The sequence below is a fragment of the Bacillus sp. SD075 genome (assembly GCF_017355165.1).
In the GTDB taxonomy this organism is placed as follows: Bacteria; Bacillota; Bacilli; order Bacillales; family DSM-1321; genus Peribacillus.
Window position 1 is genome coordinate 19,513 of record NZ_JADILK010000021.1, and the last position, 16,303, is coordinate 35,815.

Annotated in this window: 12 protein-coding genes and 1 pseudogene; all 13 read left to right on the plus strand. The window is 37.4% G+C overall.

Going from position 1 to position 16,303, the window contains the following annotated elements; translation table 11 throughout:
* Nucleotides 1-5: 5 nt before the first annotated feature.
* Complete coding sequence (locus tag IOC57_RS15015; protein ID WP_207439482.1) at nt 6-1,298, plus strand: MFS transporter; 1,293 nt, start codon at nt 6-8, stop codon at nt 1,296-1,298.
* A gap of 299 nt (nt 1,299-1,597) precedes the next feature.
* On the plus strand, nt 1,598-2,281 hold the full coding sequence (locus IOC57_RS15020; RefSeq protein ID WP_207439483.1) for a TetR/AcrR family transcriptional regulator: 684 nt from the start codon (nt 1,598-1,600) through the stop codon (nt 2,279-2,281).
* A gap of 518 nt (nt 2,282-2,799) precedes the next feature.
* Complete coding sequence (locus tag IOC57_RS25935; protein ID WP_286184889.1) at nt 2,800-3,663, plus strand: ATP-binding protein; 864 nt, start codon at nt 2,800-2,802, stop codon at nt 3,661-3,663.
* Nucleotides 3,621-4,139 (plus strand): sensor histidine kinase, encoded by a 519-nt coding sequence (locus IOC57_RS25940; RefSeq protein WP_286184890.1) that lies wholly within the window; start codon nt 3,621-3,623, stop codon nt 4,137-4,139. Before IOC57_RS25935 ends, IOC57_RS25940 begins: the two co-directional genes overlap by 43 nt.
* Nucleotides 4,140-4,249: 110 nt before the next feature.
* Nucleotides 4,250-4,822 (plus strand): response regulator, encoded by a 573-nt coding sequence (locus IOC57_RS15030; RefSeq protein WP_309487714.1) that lies wholly within the window; start codon nt 4,250-4,252, stop codon nt 4,820-4,822.
* A 477-nt stretch (nt 4,823-5,299) separates the two neighbouring features.
* Complete coding sequence (locus IOC57_RS15035; protein WP_101225625.1) at nt 5,300-6,007, plus strand: SH3 domain-containing protein; 708 nt, start codon at nt 5,300-5,302, stop codon at nt 6,005-6,007.
* Nucleotides 6,008-6,652: 645 nt separating this feature from the next.
* Nucleotides 6,653-6,898 (plus strand): hypothetical protein, encoded by a 246-nt coding sequence (locus IOC57_RS15040; protein WP_207439484.1) that lies wholly within the window; start codon nt 6,653-6,655, stop codon nt 6,896-6,898.
* 1,703 nt (nt 6,899-8,601) lie between these two features.
* Complete coding sequence (locus IOC57_RS15045) at nt 8,602-9,333, plus strand: GntR family transcriptional regulator (RefSeq protein ID WP_207439485.1); 732 nt, start codon at nt 8,602-8,604, stop codon at nt 9,331-9,333.
* Complete coding sequence (gene gntK, locus IOC57_RS15050) at nt 9,326-10,870, plus strand: gluconokinase (protein WP_207439486.1); 1,545 nt, start codon at nt 9,326-9,328, stop codon at nt 10,868-10,870. Before IOC57_RS15045 ends, gntK begins: the two co-directional genes overlap by 8 nt.
* An 18-nt stretch (nt 10,871-10,888) precedes the next feature.
* Entirely contained in the window at nt 10,889-12,235 is a 1,347-nt protein-coding gene (locus IOC57_RS15055) for a GntP family permease (protein WP_207439487.1), read from the plus strand.
* 78 nt (nt 12,236-12,313) lie between these two features.
* Nucleotides 12,314-13,717 carry a decarboxylating NADP(+)-dependent phosphogluconate dehydrogenase gene (gnd, locus tag IOC57_RS15060; protein ID WP_207439488.1) on the plus strand — a complete coding sequence of 468 codons (1,404 nt, stop codon included), beginning with the start codon at nt 12,314-12,316 and terminating at the stop codon, nt 13,715-13,717.
* 1,509 nt (nt 13,718-15,226) lie between these two features.
* A pseudogene (locus IOC57_RS25945) lies at nt 15,227-15,443 on the plus strand (transposase); the annotation flags it as partial.
* A 141-nt stretch (nt 15,444-15,584) separates the two neighbouring features.
* A complete protein-coding gene (locus IOC57_RS15065; protein WP_207439489.1) occupies nt 15,585-16,277 on the plus strand; it encodes a hypothetical protein in 693 nt (230 codons plus the stop codon).
* Nucleotides 16,278-16,303 lie beyond the last annotated feature (26 nt).

Here is a 16,303-nt window from a genome sequence, read left to right on the forward strand (position 1 = left end):
AAGAGATGAAAGGTAAACTAAGGGAAAATATACCTACTCTAGTCATTTTAATCATTGCAGGTGAAATGATTTATACATTGCCTTATTTTCGAAACTATTATTATGATGTATTCTTAAATGCCTTTCACTTAACCAATACACAAATGGGTACGCTTGGCAGTGCTTATGGAGTTTGCTGTTTGATTTCCTATATCTTTGGAGGGTATGTGGCAGATCGATGGAGAACGAAGCACTTGTTGTCCATATCCTTATTTGCGACAGGGATTCTAGGCTTTGCTTTACTATTGTATCCCCCTTACCCTGTGTTGCTGCTAATCTATGCAGCTTGGGGTATAACATCCATCATGACCTTTTGGGTAGCGTTAATAAAAGCCGTCCGTTCGTTAGCATCTGAAAATGAACAAGGAAAAGCATTCGGCTTTTTTGAAGGGGGACGCGGTGCTGCCAAAGTTATCGAATCTGCTTTGGTATTAGGACTCTTCGCCTTTTTAGCAAAGCAAATGAGTGACAGGCTGGCATTGTCCTCTGTGATTATTTTCTATTCCGTGATGTGTATTCTTTTAGGGATCATGATTATGTTACTTTATAAGGAACAAGATGGTAACAACAGTAGTGATGAAATAAAAGAAAAGGCAGATAAAAAATTTGATTGGGCAATACTTTTGAGGATTCTCAAAATGCCAACAACCTGGTTGGCAGCCATTCTTATTTTAACGTCTTATGCGATGATTAATAGTTTCTATTATATTACGCCTTATGCAACGGCCGCCTTTGGTGCTTCAACAATAATTGCCGCTGCTTTGGGTTACTTTTCACAATATTGTCGCCCAATCGGAAGTTTTGGCTCTGGCATTATCGGGGATCGAATTGGTATTTCGAATATGGTCATAATTGGCTATTGTGTTCTGGCACTCGGTTTAGCTGCTCTCATCGTATTACCCGGAAAGCCTTCTTTCATCTTATTACTGTTAGTTTTTATAGCGATTATTTATATATCAATGTATGCATTACAGGCAACGCACTTCGCTATTTTGGTGGAAGGAGACTATCCTGTCGAAACAACAGGAACAGTTGCCATGCCCTTGATGATTATTGGGTATAGCGGAGAAATCTTTATGCCAATTGTTGCAGGTGCTTGTTTGGACCACTGGAGTGGTACAGACGGTTATAAGGTATTATTTACAATTTTATTAGGGTTGACGATTGTTGGGTTGATTACGGCTATAATTTGGCAAAGAGTAACGAAAGAAAAACGAAAAGAGATTTCGCTCCTGAAGAGAGAATTGAAAGCAAGTTAGCAAAGGCAAGAGGGTTCCCAAGTGATAGAATAATGAGGTTTTTTAAAGACCCACAAAAATGTAAAAAGGCTGGTGATAAACGTTTTGTTTTTTGCCAGCTTTCTATTTGTATACGTTTCTATTGTGGGCTAATGTTCTTTCGGCTTCCATGCCAGAGTTTGGTATAATTTAACCATAAGCACTTTATTGATTAGCAGGCCCCTATAAAATATAGATAAGAATAGAGAAAGCTTTGTTTTATAGGGTTCAGTGATTGAAATGGACCTATATTTTTTTTGAAAGTGTGAGGGGAATAGAAAATGAAAAACAAAGAAATACAAATGGGCCGCATGTGGAAATACTTTGTGGACGCAACAGCTGAAATTATCGAAGAAGAAGGTTTAGAGAATGTAACAATAAGAAAAGTTGCGGATAAAGCGGGCTATAATAGTGCAACCATTTATAACTATTTTTCTGAGGTCTCCCATTTGATTTTTTTCGCTTCCATGAAATTCTTGAAATGCTACACAGATGAGGTAGCTGTTTATATTGAAAAAGGAAAAGATCCAATTGAAAAGTACTTATTAGCATGGGAATGTTTTTGTAATCACTCTTTTCAGCAACCACAAATTTTCCATGCGGTTTTTATTATGGACCTAGCTGATCAACCGGAAAAGCTGCTTGAAGACTATTATAAAATATATCCTTCTGATTTGATTAACATTCCTGAAGAATTAAAGATTATCCTATTCGAACGTAATGTGTCAAAAAGAGGGCGATCCTTTTTAGAAATTGCACTAAAAGAGGGCTACATTAAAGAGGAAAACGTTGATGCAATTAATGAATTAACCATTTTAGTATGGCAGGGAATGTTTACTAATATTTTAAATAATCGCAAAAGCTACGATTTTCAAACGGCTGCAAAAATCACCATGAACTATATAACAGAGATTGTACACAACGCAAATCTGTTTCATAAAAGGGATCATGCAAATCAGCAGTAGCATTATCTTACCATCCTTTTGACACTTACAATTTTACTATATATTTGTTTTCGCAGCGACATCGAAAAAGCCCTCCTCTATTTACTCGAGAAGGCTCGGGATAAGAATATTCATTTTGTTATTTCTGTTATTACCTATTATTTTTTTGTTTACCTTCCTCAATCTTCCTATGCAAAGGCACGGGGCTGCTAAGAGCGCATTTCTTGAATAACTTAGGTCGATTAACCGGGGTCATACCTATTGAATATTAGCCATCCGCGAATGGAATAAAACCTCAGTTAAAAATGACGTTAGAAAACAGTTCAAGTACATAATGCTTTGTTCAAGATTTAGAGATTACTTGCAAGCTGTTCGGATTTTTGCATCCAAAACCCATTTTTTTATAATTTTCATAATTATGATGAATTGCATATAATGAGATTATGCAAGGGTATACATAAATTTAAAATAAATACGAAATGAAAGAATGGTTATCATTCTATTCTATAAGCAATTAATCTATTAAAGGTGAAATGATTATGATAGCTAATTTTATGAAGTCTTGGACAATATGGATGAAAATCGGAGTGATTTTATTCGGGGTATTCTTACTATCGTGGTTGGGTCCTGACGAAATTGGTCTTACTGATTTGCTTATTTCATTAAGAGAAGGTGAAGAAACAGGAAATAAGTTAATGCTTGCCGTTTTTTTGTTAATTTCTTTAAATACAGTTTTAGCTTTGTTTCATTATATTGGTGCATTGCTGTTGGGAGACGAAATCGGTGATCGTTTAAACCGTCCATGGTTAAAAATTATCATTCCTCTTATTGTTATTCCTCTCGACTATATCGTGATAAATGCTTATTATTCTTTAACCTACTCATTTAGTGCATATGGATTGTTATTGTTGTTAGCCATCTTATTATTGCAAGCCTTTGAAAAGGATAGGCTAAAGCCAATTATTAAAACGATTATTTGTTCTCAATTAATCTTTGGGATTGAATGGCTGAATGAGATTCCTTCTTTATCTAAATATGGATTTGGCCAAGGGTCGATTTCAAAGGAATTAAAAGATTTAGCGGTTCAAATTGGATTTGAGCAATCATTAACATTCTACAGTTTAACTTTGTGTTTAATTTTTGTTATTAATGCTGTTATTTTAGCTGTGTATTTTTCATTAGCTGAACAAAAATGGCGGATAAAGCAAGAGCTTCATTATGCGCAGTTAGAAGCAATGCAGTCAAGATCAGGACGAGAAGCACTATATCTGGTCCATGATTTAAAAACACCTCTCACAGCAATTGAGGGGCTAAATTCTTTAATTAGTTTGAAAGTGGACGATTCTAAAATTAAAGAATATTGTCAAAAGGTTTCATCATCGATCATTCCGTTAGCGACATGATTTCCGAGATTTTATATGATGATAAAAAACATTGGTGCCGTATAAAAGATTTAGTTGAATACGTCGAAGCAAGCAGACTGAGCGGGACAAATCTTAATCTGAAGGTAGAGTTTCAAACAGATCCTGAAATTAAAATTCTAATTAATAAAATCCGGATGACGAGGGCACTAGTGAATTTAATTGACAATGCTTACGATGCAGTGAATGGAATAGAGGATGGCAAGATTTTGCTTAAGGTGAAAACCTATGAAAATGAACTTTGGTTGGGCGTATCAGATAATGGGAAAGGGATTTCACCTAAAGAGCAGCTGAAAATATGGAAAGCTGGGTTTAGTACGAAATCGCATCCAGGGATGGGGTTAGCTTTCGTACGACAAGTTGCTAAAGGACATGGTGCATCTTTAGAAATTGACAGCAAGCTTGGGCACGGGACAATAATTTGGATTAAACTAGCTGAGAGGAGTGTGTCAAGATGAACATTTTAGTCATTGATGATGATGCATCAATTCAATATATGCTAAAAGAAATTTGTGAATTTGCCGGCTGGAATGTAGATACGGCTAACAACGGAAATGAAGGGTGAAATGTGTTTGCAGAAAAAGGAGCAGATGTTGTTTTAGTTGATTATCATATGCCGGAAATGGACGGAATAAAAACAGTGGGTGAGCTTCGTAAACTTAATGCCGATGTTCCGATTCTTGTATTAACAGTCGATGAACGACAGGAAATTGCTGATCGTTTTCTTGAAGCAGGCGCAACGGATTTTGCGTTAAAGCCTGTAAAAGCGCCTGATTTGATTTCAAGAATTCAACTGCATGCTCGCCTTGCAAAATTAACTCAATCAGCTCCGCAGCAAAAGTCCAGTGAAGAAAAGGCTGTATTTGTAACAAAGGGAATTAGTAAGAAAACACTTTGTCATGTTAGTGGTTTTCTGAATTCTAATCGTGAACCTTTTTCTGTTGATACAATTTCTAAAGAAGTTGGTTTGGCTTATCCGACCGTCTATCGCTATATTATGCATTTACTTGATGAAGGAAAAGTGGAAACTATTGTGAGTTATCAAAAAATAGGAAGACCGAAAAATTTATATCAATGGATCGTTGCCAAAGAAACTGCCTTAAAACAAGGCAGTTTTTTTGGCAAGCTCCGCGGTAGCTAATATGGTAGCCGGCCAATTAGCTGCATATACGCAGTCTTTAGGTTACCTGGAAATCTTCAGTGTAATTGGTTTTGTAACAATTGGCTTAGGTATTGTGTTATTGCTTCTTTCGAAGCCAGTAGCAAAGCTGATGAAATAATGAAAAAATGAGCTGACCCAAAAGGCATATAATGTGCCCTTTGGGCCGAGCTTTTTTTAGTGTGAAAAAATAATAGAATCGGTCCAAACTGGTGTAAAGGAACGATTCTCTGAAGTTTTATTTCTTTTTGCTTAATCCTATTGTGTTTCAGCATTTTCACGAGTCTTTCTTCAATTTGAATGGTATGGAATGCTAATGTAAGTAAACAAATCAGAAGAAAGGAAAAGGAAATCTTATCGCTATCCCTAACGACTTCTGGATAGGCTATACTTATCTAGACAGAAAATATAAGGTCAGGTAGACTACAGATACAACTAGTTATAGAAAAGAGGTCCGATATGCGACGCGATATACAACTGAATGAACGAGCTTTCTCTTCCAAGGAAGTGGCAGAAGAAGTGGGGATTGCAACTCCCACTGTTCGAAAATATGGTCAAATCTTAGAGCGGAATGGATATGAGTTTTTGAAAGATGGAGATCGACGTATCTTTGTTAAATCTGACATCGGAGCGCTTATAGCGCTACGCGATACGGACAAGCCCCTAGACGATACAGCTAAAGACCTTGTATATCAACAAAAAGAAAGATTAGAAGGATCCAATGAAACACAGATAGCGATACCCGATACATATGAAAATTCACCCCACGACCCCAATCAATTAAACGAGGTCTTAATGTTTTTAGTCAATGAACTCGCAGCCACACGTGAAATGAATGTCCAACTGACAAACGATATGTCACAGCTTAAAACAAAGGTTTCCCGGCTCCAGCAAGATCATCATGTTATAAGTTCTAGTATTGGAAATTCAGCGCAAAGAACTAATTCTAAAATTGAACAATTAACAGAACAACAAAATACCCATTATGAAACATTGCTGGAACAAGAAAAACAAAAAAGTGAACTCTTACAAAAAGAAATACAAAATATGCGGGACGAACAGAAAAAAGAATGGAGTTCACAAAATGAATTTAATAAACGTTTAGAAGAGACTATACAAAAACGTTCCGAAAAATGGCGGGCGCTTTTCTCCATATTCAGAAAATAAGGTGACGGTAAAGGTTTTTTGCCTAGCTGTGTATTGATTTGTGGAAGCAAATTATTGATGAAGAACATTTGATAAATATTTTTTAAATAAATAATGATGGATGAAAGCATTGAGATGCGAATCCACAAAATTTTAAAAAATCAGTGACATATATGATTCGCTAGCTGAAAAACAGAATTAATAAAGAATTTTACAACTTTACAGGATTTGGCACCTGTTATGTAAATGCTCGGCAATACCAATGTAGCGGACGTTCTACCAAAGGCTCAATTGAAATTCATTGGGGATTTGTTTAAGCGATATGCATCTAAAACAAAATACACAATTTGAAGCAAGCTAAAAAGGCATGTTTGATCGGAGGTTGAAAACTTGCATTCAAAAACAGGAGTCATCCTTACTAGAGGTGCTCCAGACAGGGATAGATCGGCTCTTTTTTTGTGTGTTTCGTATCGCTGGGCGATATAACTTGTAAATAAATTCGAACCTTTAGGTTTAATAGAAAAGCGGCGTTTGATATGCAAACATGATATACATCCGAATGAATGAGTATTCTTTGCTATGGAAGTGGAAGAAGAAGAGGGGATGCACATCCACTGTTCAAAAGTATGGTCAAAACTTAGAACGAAACGGATATGAGGTTTTAAGATGGTGGTTGCCTTTATTCAATCTGGCATCGAAGCGCACATAGCGTTACGCGATACGGACAAGTCCCTAGAGGGTAAGCTAAAGACCTGTGTATCTACAAAAGATAGATTAGAAGGAACCAATGAAACAGAGATAGCGATACCCAATATATATGACAACTTAACTCATAATTCCAAACAAATAAATGAGTTTTTAATTGTTTTAACCAATGAACTCACAGCTACGCTTGAAATGAAATTCCACTGACATACGTATGTCTCAGCTTAAACCAACGGTTTCCCAGCTCCAGCAAGATCTATGTCCTCAATAGTGTTCTCAAGAAAGGGGCCTATCTGTTCTTTTTTGTGTTTCGTATCGCTGGGCGATATAACATGAAAATAAATCCAAGGAACCTTCATCTTTAATAGAAAGGAAGGTCCGATATGTGACAGGATATACATCCTCTTCCAAGGAAGTGGCAAAGAAGTGAAGAGGCAAAACCAATGTTCGAAAGTATGTTAAAAACTTAGAGTGAAACGGGAAATTATTGTTAAAATATGTAAATGTAAACACCTTCGTTCAATCCGGCATCGAAACGCTTAAAGTGTTACGCGATACGGGGCAGCCCCTAAACGATATAGCTAAAGACCTTTGTATCTACAAAAAGATAGATTAGAAGGAACCAATGAAACGAAGATAGCGATACCCGATACATATGACAATTTAACCCATGTTCTCATTCGATTAAAAGAGAGCTTAATCTTTTAACCAATGAACTCACTGCTACACGTGAAATGAACATCTAGCTGACAAACGATATGTCACAGCTTAAAACTGAACAACAAAAAACCATTACGAAGCATTACTTCAATAAGAAAAAGGATTCATTACCTTTATTTTAGTCTCCTTTACGATATTCAGGCGTTAATTTCTGTTAATAACTATTTAAACCTAAGGCAATCAAATCAAAAGTAGAAATTCCGTTGTTCCAACTATTCGCAATCACTATTTTCAAATTTCAACAATTTCCCGAGAAATATCTACAAATTCTGAGTAGATATCGACAAAATTAGAAGGTTCTAAAAGATGTAGTAAAACATTGGTGAAAATTATAACCAATTGAGCTGGTTTTTTCTGCTCCTTTGAATTACAAACAACAAAGCAGTGATCTCAATTTTCGGGATGCACTGCTTTGTTGTTTGTAGATATTCTATGCATTCATAATTAGCCCGGTAACTTCTTACCATTCCGTAAATCAACATCAGCAAAATCCTGCCCCCTTTCGATTTTACCTACCAAGAAAATGTAGGACAGTGCTCCTGCGAAGGTTATACAAGCAATAGGGTAAGTGCAGGAGCAAAATTACCACCCTGGGCCAGGAAGCCAATCGCAATCGGAATAATAATTGATGCAGTACTACCTACATTTCAGTACTAAAGAAATATACAGGGGTGAATGAGGGAAAACCTACGATAGTACTGAAGGCAGCTAAATCGCCGCGAGTAGCGACCTGTGCTCGCTCGAACATCACAACAAGACCTAGAAGCAAGTCAAAGAGAACAAGGCAAGGCCGAAGACAAAAGCAAGCAGGTTTATCAGTGATAGCTTTTTTTATCGGTGAATGAGGGCTATCTGGAAGGCAGCTAGATCCTCGCGAGTAGCAACCTATACTAGCCGACCAGTAACGTGCAATTTCTAATAGGGTACTAACCTCATCAACGGGCAAAGTCTGCCCAAAATGACGTTGGATTCATTCATAAGTTGTTCAGAGTAGCTGCTTAACCCTTTGTTAACAGATATTACCATACTGTGTTTCTTCATTATTTTTGCCTCAGAACCTTCTAAACTCCCAATAAACTAGACTATATTAACGAGAATCTAGTTATATTCAAAAAGCTTGCATTATACATTATTTTTTTATTATAATACTTGTATACAAGTGTACTTGAACTCTATAAGAAGGTGAATTTATGGCTGAATCAAAGGAATTTCTTTATCCTGTAAAATGGCTTTCAAAAGCTTCAGCTGGTGATCGTGTAACATCCGAGCTTAGAATGCGTATTATTTCGGGCATGATTGAAAGCGGTACCATCCTTTCTGAAAATAAATTAGCTGCCGATTTTGGTGTTAGCCGTTCGCCAGTTCGTGAAGCATTAAAAATACTGGCATCAGAAAATATCATCCGATTAGAAAGAATGGGTGCGGTTGTCATTGGTTTAACAGAAAAAAAGTATGCAGAAATATATGAAGTACGGATACTCATCGAGACGTTTGTATTTGAACGCTTAGTTAGGGAGGATACGGATGAATTGGTAATGGAACTTAGTAAAATACTTGAAATGATGAAGGTTTCCATAAAATACAGAGATGCTGATGAGTTTTCCTATCAGGATGTCATGTTCCACGAAACGATCATTCGGTCCATCAATCATTCCTACATTCTGATGATCTGGGATAATTTAAAACCTGTGATGGAAAGTTTGATTCTTCTATCCATGCGTTGTCGTTTTAAAGAAAAGTATGAAGACTTTACACGGATCATTAATAATCATCAGCTTTATATTGATGCGATCAGAACAAAAGATCGAGACCTCATGATTAAGTCGTTACATGTAAACTTTGATGATGTTCAAGGGGAAGTTGAAGACTTATGGATGGCCCAACAGATGCTTACAAAAGGAGTCGAACAGGAAAATGACTAACTATATGTTAGGTGTAGACATCGGTACAACAAGTACAAAAGCTGTATTATTTACGAAAAATGGCGATGTCATTCAACAAGAGAATGTCGGTTATCCCCTTTACACACCGGATATGACAACAGCGGAACAAGATCCTGAGGAGATTTTTCAGGCTGTCCTGAAAGCCTTTTCAAATATAACGAAACAGCATCCAAATAAAAAGATATCATTTATTTCATTTAGCAGTGCGATGCATAGTGTTATAGCTATGGATGAAAATGACCAGCCGCTAACACGTTGTATCACTTGGGCAGATAATCGCAGTGAGGCATGGGCCCATAAAATAAAAGATGAATTAGATGGTCAAGAAGTTTACAAAAGGACCGGAACACCGATACACCCGATGTCTCCATTGTCCAAAATCACCTGGATTGTGAATGATCACCCAGAGATCGCAACCAATGTTAAAAAGTATATCGGGATTAAAGAATATATCTTTAAAAAGTTCTTTGATCAATATGTTGTCGATTATTCTCTTGCTTCTTCCATGGGCATGTTGAATCTCAAAAACTTGGATTGGGATGAGGAAGCCTTAAGGATTGCTGGAATCACACGTGATCAATTATCTGAACTCGTACCAACAACAAAGATCTTTAACAACTGTGACCACGATTTAGCCAAACAAATTGGGATTGATCCACAAACCTCTTTTGTCATTGGGGCAAGTGATGGTGTCCTTTCAAATCTAGGTGTAAACGCTATCCGGAAAGGCGAAATCGCCGTCACGATTGGGACAAGCGGTGCGATTCGGACGATTATTGACGAGCCGAAAACAGACGAAAAAGGAAGAATCTTTTGTTATGCCTTAACGGAAAAGCATTGGGTGATTGGCGGGCCGGTAAACAATGGAGGAATGGTCCTTCGCTGGATACGTGATGAGTTTGCTTCTTCCGAGGTGGAAACAGCTAAAAGACTCGGAATTGACGCTTATGAAGTCTTAACCAAGATTGCCGAACGTGTAAGACCAGGCGCTGATGGATTGCTATTCCATCCATATCTTGCAGGGGAACGTGCACCATTATGGAATCCGGACGTACGGGGTTCATTTTTCGGATTAACACTGTCGCATAAGAAAGAACATATGATTCGAGCGGCTCTAGAAGGTGTCATTTACAATTTATACACAGTATTTTTAGCCTTAACTGAATGCATGGACGGTCCGGTGACCCGAATTCAAGCTACGGGAGGCTTTGCAAGGTCGGCTGTTTGGCGGCAAATGATGTCCGATATCTTCGAATCGGAAGTCGTGGTTCCAGAAAGCTACGAAAGTTCGTGCCTGGGTGCTTGTATATTAGGATTATATGCCACCGGGGAAATTGATTCCTTCGAAGTAGTTTCTGAAATGATAGGCAATACCCACAAGCACACACCGGAAGATGATTCTGTAAAAGAATATAGGCAATTACTGCCGATTTTTATTAACCTATCAAGGGTATTGGGAAGCGAGTATACACAGATTGCGAATTATCAAAGAAACTTAATAAATGCCACAAAGTAAAGACAAGGAGGAATTACAATGCCATTAGTTATTGTCGCTTTAGGAATTGTCGCTTTATTAATTTTAATAATGGGCTTAAAATTAAACACCTTTATTTCCTTAATCATTGTATCGTTTGGAGTGGCTTTAGCACTTGGGATGCCACTTGATGGAATTGTCAAAACCATCGAAGCTGGATTGGGCGGAACACTTGGTCACTTAGCGTTGATCTTTGGCCTTGGAGCGATGTTGGGTAAGTTAATCGCAGATTCAGGCGGTGCGCAGCGCATTGCGATGACCCTTGTTAAAAAATTCGGCGAAAAGAATATTCAATGGGCAGTCGTAGCAGCATCATTTATTATCGGTGTCGCGTTATTTTTTGAAGTGGGGTTAGTATTATTGATTCCAATCGTATTTGCCATTTCAAGAGAATTAAAAGTTTCGATATTATATCTTGGTATTCCAATGGTAGCGGCATTATCCGTAACTCACGGTTTCTTACCGCCGCATCCAGGACCAACCGTTATCGCTGGTGAATATGGTGCAGACATTGGTCAGGTTTTACTTTATGGCTTCATTATTGCGGTTCCAACCGTTATTTTGGCTGGCCCAGTATTTACGAAGATAGCTAAGAAACTCGTACCTGAATCATTTACGAAAACAGGCAGCATTGCCTCTTTAGGAGAACAAAAATCATTTAAACTTGAAGATACACCTGGATTTGGAATCAGTGTATTTACCGCTTTACTTCCGGTTATATTAATGTCAATTGCTACGATCATCACTTTGATGCAAAAAACAATGGGCTTTGAAGACAATGGTCTACTAGCAGCAATCCGTTTTATTGGTGAAGCCGGTACAGCCATGTTGCTTTCCTTATTATTTGCGGTCTATTCCATGGGATTAGCAAGAAAGATTCCAATGAAAGATATTATGGAATCTTGTACATCTGCAATCTTGCATATCGGAATGATGCTCTTAATCATAGGGGGCGGCGGAGCCTTCAAGCAAGTATTGATCGACGGCGGTGTAGGTGACTATGTAGCTGAATTATTCAAGGGAACATCATTATCGCCAATCTTGCTTGCCTGGATTATCGCGGCAATCTTGCGTATTTCCTTAGGATCTGCAACCGTTGCAGCCTTAACGACAGCTGGTTTAGTTATTCCGATGTTAGGTCAGACGGACGTTAACCTTGCTCTAGTTGTACTTGCTACAGGAGCGGGTAGTTTAATCGCTTCACACGTTAACGATGCCGGTTTCTGGATGTTTAAAGAGTATTTTGGTTTAAGCATGAAAGAAACATTTGCAACATGGACCTTGCTTGAGACGATTATTTCAGTGGCTGGATTAGGATTTATTCTATTACTAAGCTTATTTGTATAGGCTTTTCCCGGCAGTAAATCCCCCACTTATGGTAGGGATTTACTGCCTATTATTCTTACATAGAAGGAGCAGAAATAAATGTTGAATACAATCGGTGTCATTGGTTTAGGGGTCATGGGCAGTAATATCGCTTTAAATATGGCTAGTAAAGGGGAACAAGTGGCTGTCTATAACTACACAAGAGATTTAACGGATCAGCTTGTTGCCACTTTGGACAGTCAGTCGCTTCATCCGTATTATGAAATCCAAGAATTTGTTCAGTCACTGGAAACTCCAAGAAAGATTTTTCTAATGGTGACGGCGGGTAAGCCGATCGACTCGGTGATCAATTCATTACTTCCTCATCTTGAACCAGGCGATATTATCATGGACGGTGGTAACTCCCATTACGAAGATACGGAACGCAGATATGATGAATTGAAATCTAAAGGAATCAGTTACATAGGAATTGGTATTTCTGGTGGAGAAGTCGGGGCGTTAAAAGGACCTTCAATCATGCCAGGTGGAGATAAAGACGCCTATGAAAAAGTAGCTGCGATTCTGACAAAAATCGCAGCGAAAGTAAATGATGACCCTTGCTGTACCTATATCGGCCCAAAAGGAGCAGGTCATTTTGTAAAAATGGTACATAACGGGATTGAGTATGCGGATATGCAATTAATCGCAGAATCTTACACGTTTTTAAGAGAGAAGTTGCATTTGGAAGTTAATGAAATTGCTGACATCTTTGAAACATGGAATCAAGGTGAATTGAAAAGTTATTTAATCGAAATCACCGCCGAAATTTTAAGGAAAAAAGATGAAGTGACGGGCTTACCCTTGATCGATGTGATTCTTGATAAAGCAGGACAAAAAGGCACAGGTAAATGGACCAGCATGCAAGCTATCAATAATGGAATACCGGCATCGATTATTACTGAGTCTTTGTTTGCGCGTTACATTTCCGCTTTAAAAGATGAACGGGTCAATGCAGAAAATATTCTGACAGGCCCTGAGAAAGTTCAGCAAAAATTAGATAAAGATGAGTGGATTGATCATATTAGACAAGCTTTATATATGGGGAAAATTTGTGCATACGCACAAGGTTTCACTCAATATAAAATGACTTCTGAACTTTACGGCTGGGATTTGCCTTTAAAGGATATCGCGCTGATTTTCCGCGGTGGCTGCATCATTCGTGCCGAATTTTTAAACGTCATTAGCGAAGCCTATCAAGAGCAGCCGAATCTGGCTAATTTATTAATCTCACCATATTTTGCCGAAAAGGTTACAGGTTATCAGGTAGGATTGCGTAAGGTTGTATGTGAGGGAATAAATTCTGGTATCTCGTTTCCGTGTTTAAGCGCTTCGCTTACTTATTACGATAGTTATCGAACAGGCATCTCAAATGCCAACCTTTTGCAGGCACAACGTGATTATTTTGGAGCACATACCTATGAACGACGTGATTTAGCAGGAGCCTTTCACACAAACTGGCAGTGATGGAAAGTGACAAAAGAGACAATCATTTCTCAATAGCCGTTTATGAATTTGATACAGATCCTTTACTTCAATTAGAGAGTTGCTTTGGCAGCTCTTTTTTTTAGGTGAAAGGGGTCTATCTAAATTTAAAAACAAAGTTGATTGGAACGGAAGGTACGAAACCCCTGCGGGAAAAGCGTGTCCAGCGGAGGGATTCAGGCGCAAAGGCACCGAGAAGGCCGCGGAAAGTGAGTTTCTTGAGAGTAAATCGCCGTTCAAATTGTACAAACCTTTAAAAGACTGTAATTAAAGAGGCTGTGAATTTAGTTAAGGCATTTTAATTGGTGTATTTAATGGATCATAATCCCTATATGATCGATAAGGTACCATTTTAATCCTAATAATGTCCATCCGCCTTCAAAATTTTGGATTTATTGGTTTCTAAACTGTAGAAGGTTTAGGAAATTTCAAGCATTTGTTTCTTGGTGACTTTTGTATCAGGGTGAGGTTAAATAAAATCAGAAGATTGTTGTACAGATATTGATCGAATGTCTGTGATATTAAATAAAGCTTCCTTAATATTAGTCTTTACTTTATTCAAAGTAGTTTTTGTTTTACGTTTGATTTTGTTGGAATGTCTTGTCATAAGTATCACTCCCACTCTGATAATAGTTAAAAGATTAATTATGGTATTTCCAATCAGCAAACGAAGTAAACACAAATTATAACTAGAGGCCATCTCAGACGGGAAGGGCTTTTTTGTTAAGGTTGTCCTCTTCTTCATAATATCGCATTTTGAATCAATCCAGTCGAACCCCTGTGATATATTGATAAATGGTCCTTTTCTTCATGTGAACAAAGATGTCGATAAAGTATATTAATGTAACTGCAAGTAATTATCTTGACCTGATTTTTATCAAGTAGCAGGAGGTTTAACCCTAGTTATTTCAACCCACTTAAACAATATGATCCTATCGAATATTATTAAGTAGTAATTATGAGGGAGTATATCGGAGTGAGGAAAAATTAAATTCGATGTGCATGATTTAATACTGCTAAGTATTGAGTTTGGATTGAATATTAGCAAAATATTCTTTCATACAACAGATGGGTAACTAAATAAAGTTATAGTAATTTGTCTTTAGCTTTAACAATATTACTCTTCATTTATTGTTTATCGGATTTTTATCAACATAAAAACAGTTAATGAAACTAAAGAATATAAGGGGAAGATTAACCTGTTAAAGGAATTCTATGTTTGTTATACTCTTGACTCTGATATTAAGTGGGAGAAAATCAAAAAAGGATGGAGTAGTAAAAAAGAGGATGTTTTACAAGAAGTCTTAAAAAAGATGGAACACTGTGAGTATTTTATTGTAAAAAGTGATAGTAAGCATCATATTATCAATACATCTTTAATACGTTATATACGTATTTTTGATGGAAATAAGTAATCTCACTACTGCTTTCTTAGAATATAAGTTATGGTCGTATTCTCCTCCTAACAGTCTATCTGGAAGGGGATTTTTTATGGCAAAAAAGGGGCAAGCCTTTTATACATATACGGAAGAATTAAAGAGGGAAGTTGCTCGTTTGAAGTTGGAGGGAGGCTGGTCATATCCGTCAGCTTCGTGAGCGATTTTGTATCAAAAACGATGCGGAAATGGCGAGATGGGTAAAGGAAAATCAAAATAATGGGCCATTAGAAGGCCAGTGGGGTATATGGAACCGTCAGAATTTCACTACCTAAACCACAGGTTTACCATTTAAAAAAAGCGCAATCCAAAATTTTCGTGTGCAGAGAAGGTATTTTTGATACGCCTAAAAACAGCTGGGCAAGCTTATGTAGCTATTATGGGTTGATTAACACTTTGAAGGGAGTGTAAAGATGAAGAAAGAATTAGATGATGGTTTTATTGAGGCATTATTGGTTTCCCTTCAAGACGAAAGGGTCATTGAAAAGATAAAGGAAATGGCAGTAGAGGGCCCGTCTAGTCAAATGGGGGAACCTAAGGAGCTGCTGAGAGAAAAAGAAAAAGAAATTGCAAAGCTCCAACAAGAGATTGAGTTGAAAAAAGAGGAAATTAGTGAGTACCAAATAATGATCCATCATCTAAATGAGAAAATGGAATCCTATTTTAATGAATTGCAAAAGAGAAGAGCAGACTGTCGGGAAGCAGAAGAACTTTACGAGGCTGTTCAACGATTATCCGAAGCCACCAAAAGTTCCTTAAAAGGAATCTTCAAGGGAAGTTCGGTGCAGGAATTTATTGTCTGTGGTGTGCAATATGAAAACATTTCTTCTTTGTGGGATTTTATTAAAAACGAGATTATGGAAGGACGAGAGCAGGAAAGAGAGAGTTTGCTCGCCCTTTTTCTGTATTTTTTTCAAGAGTACAGTAAAACATACGTTACCCCTTTATATAAAATAGAGGAAGTGAAAATGAATGAGGTCTTCAGAGAAGACTTATACATAAGAGCCCTTAATAGCAAAATATCCGGGAACATTACGGATATCCTGCTGCCGGGATATAAAAGCATGAATGGTAAAACCATTAAAAAATCCGTTGTGAGAATCTAGCAGGCGAAATAGAGAATGATAATAAA

Excerpts from the sequence above, each read along its gene's own strand:
- IOC57_RS15015 (WP_207439482.1), top strand. The coding sequence starts at position 6 with ATGAAAGGTAAACTAAGGGAAAATATACCTACTCTAGTCATTTTAATC.
- IOC57_RS15020 (WP_207439483.1), top strand. The coding sequence starts at position 1,598 with ATGAAAAACAAAGAAATACAAATGGGCCGCATGTGGAAATACTTTGTG.
- IOC57_RS25935 (WP_286184889.1), top strand. The coding sequence starts at position 2,800 with ATGATAGCTAATTTTATGAAGTCTTGGACAATATGGATGAAAATCGGA.
- IOC57_RS15035 (WP_101225625.1), top strand. The coding sequence starts at position 5,300 with ATGCGACGCGATATACAACTGAATGAACGAGCTTTCTCTTCCAAGGAA.
- IOC57_RS15040 (WP_207439484.1), top strand. The coding sequence starts at position 6,653 with ATGGTGGTTGCCTTTATTCAATCTGGCATCGAAGCGCACATAGCGTTA.
- IOC57_RS15045 (WP_207439485.1), top strand. The coding sequence starts at position 8,602 with ATGGCTGAATCAAAGGAATTTCTTTATCCTGTAAAATGGCTTTCAAAA.
- gntK (WP_207439486.1), top strand. The coding sequence starts at position 9,326 with ATGACTAACTATATGTTAGGTGTAGACATCGGTACAACAAGTACAAAA.
- IOC57_RS15055 (WP_207439487.1), top strand. The coding sequence starts at position 10,889 with ATGCCATTAGTTATTGTCGCTTTAGGAATTGTCGCTTTATTAATTTTA.
- gnd (WP_207439488.1), top strand. The coding sequence starts at position 12,314 with ATGTTGAATACAATCGGTGTCATTGGTTTAGGGGTCATGGGCAGTAAT.
- IOC57_RS15065 (WP_207439489.1), top strand. The coding sequence starts at position 15,585 with ATGAAGAAAGAATTAGATGATGGTTTTATTGAGGCATTATTGGTTTCC.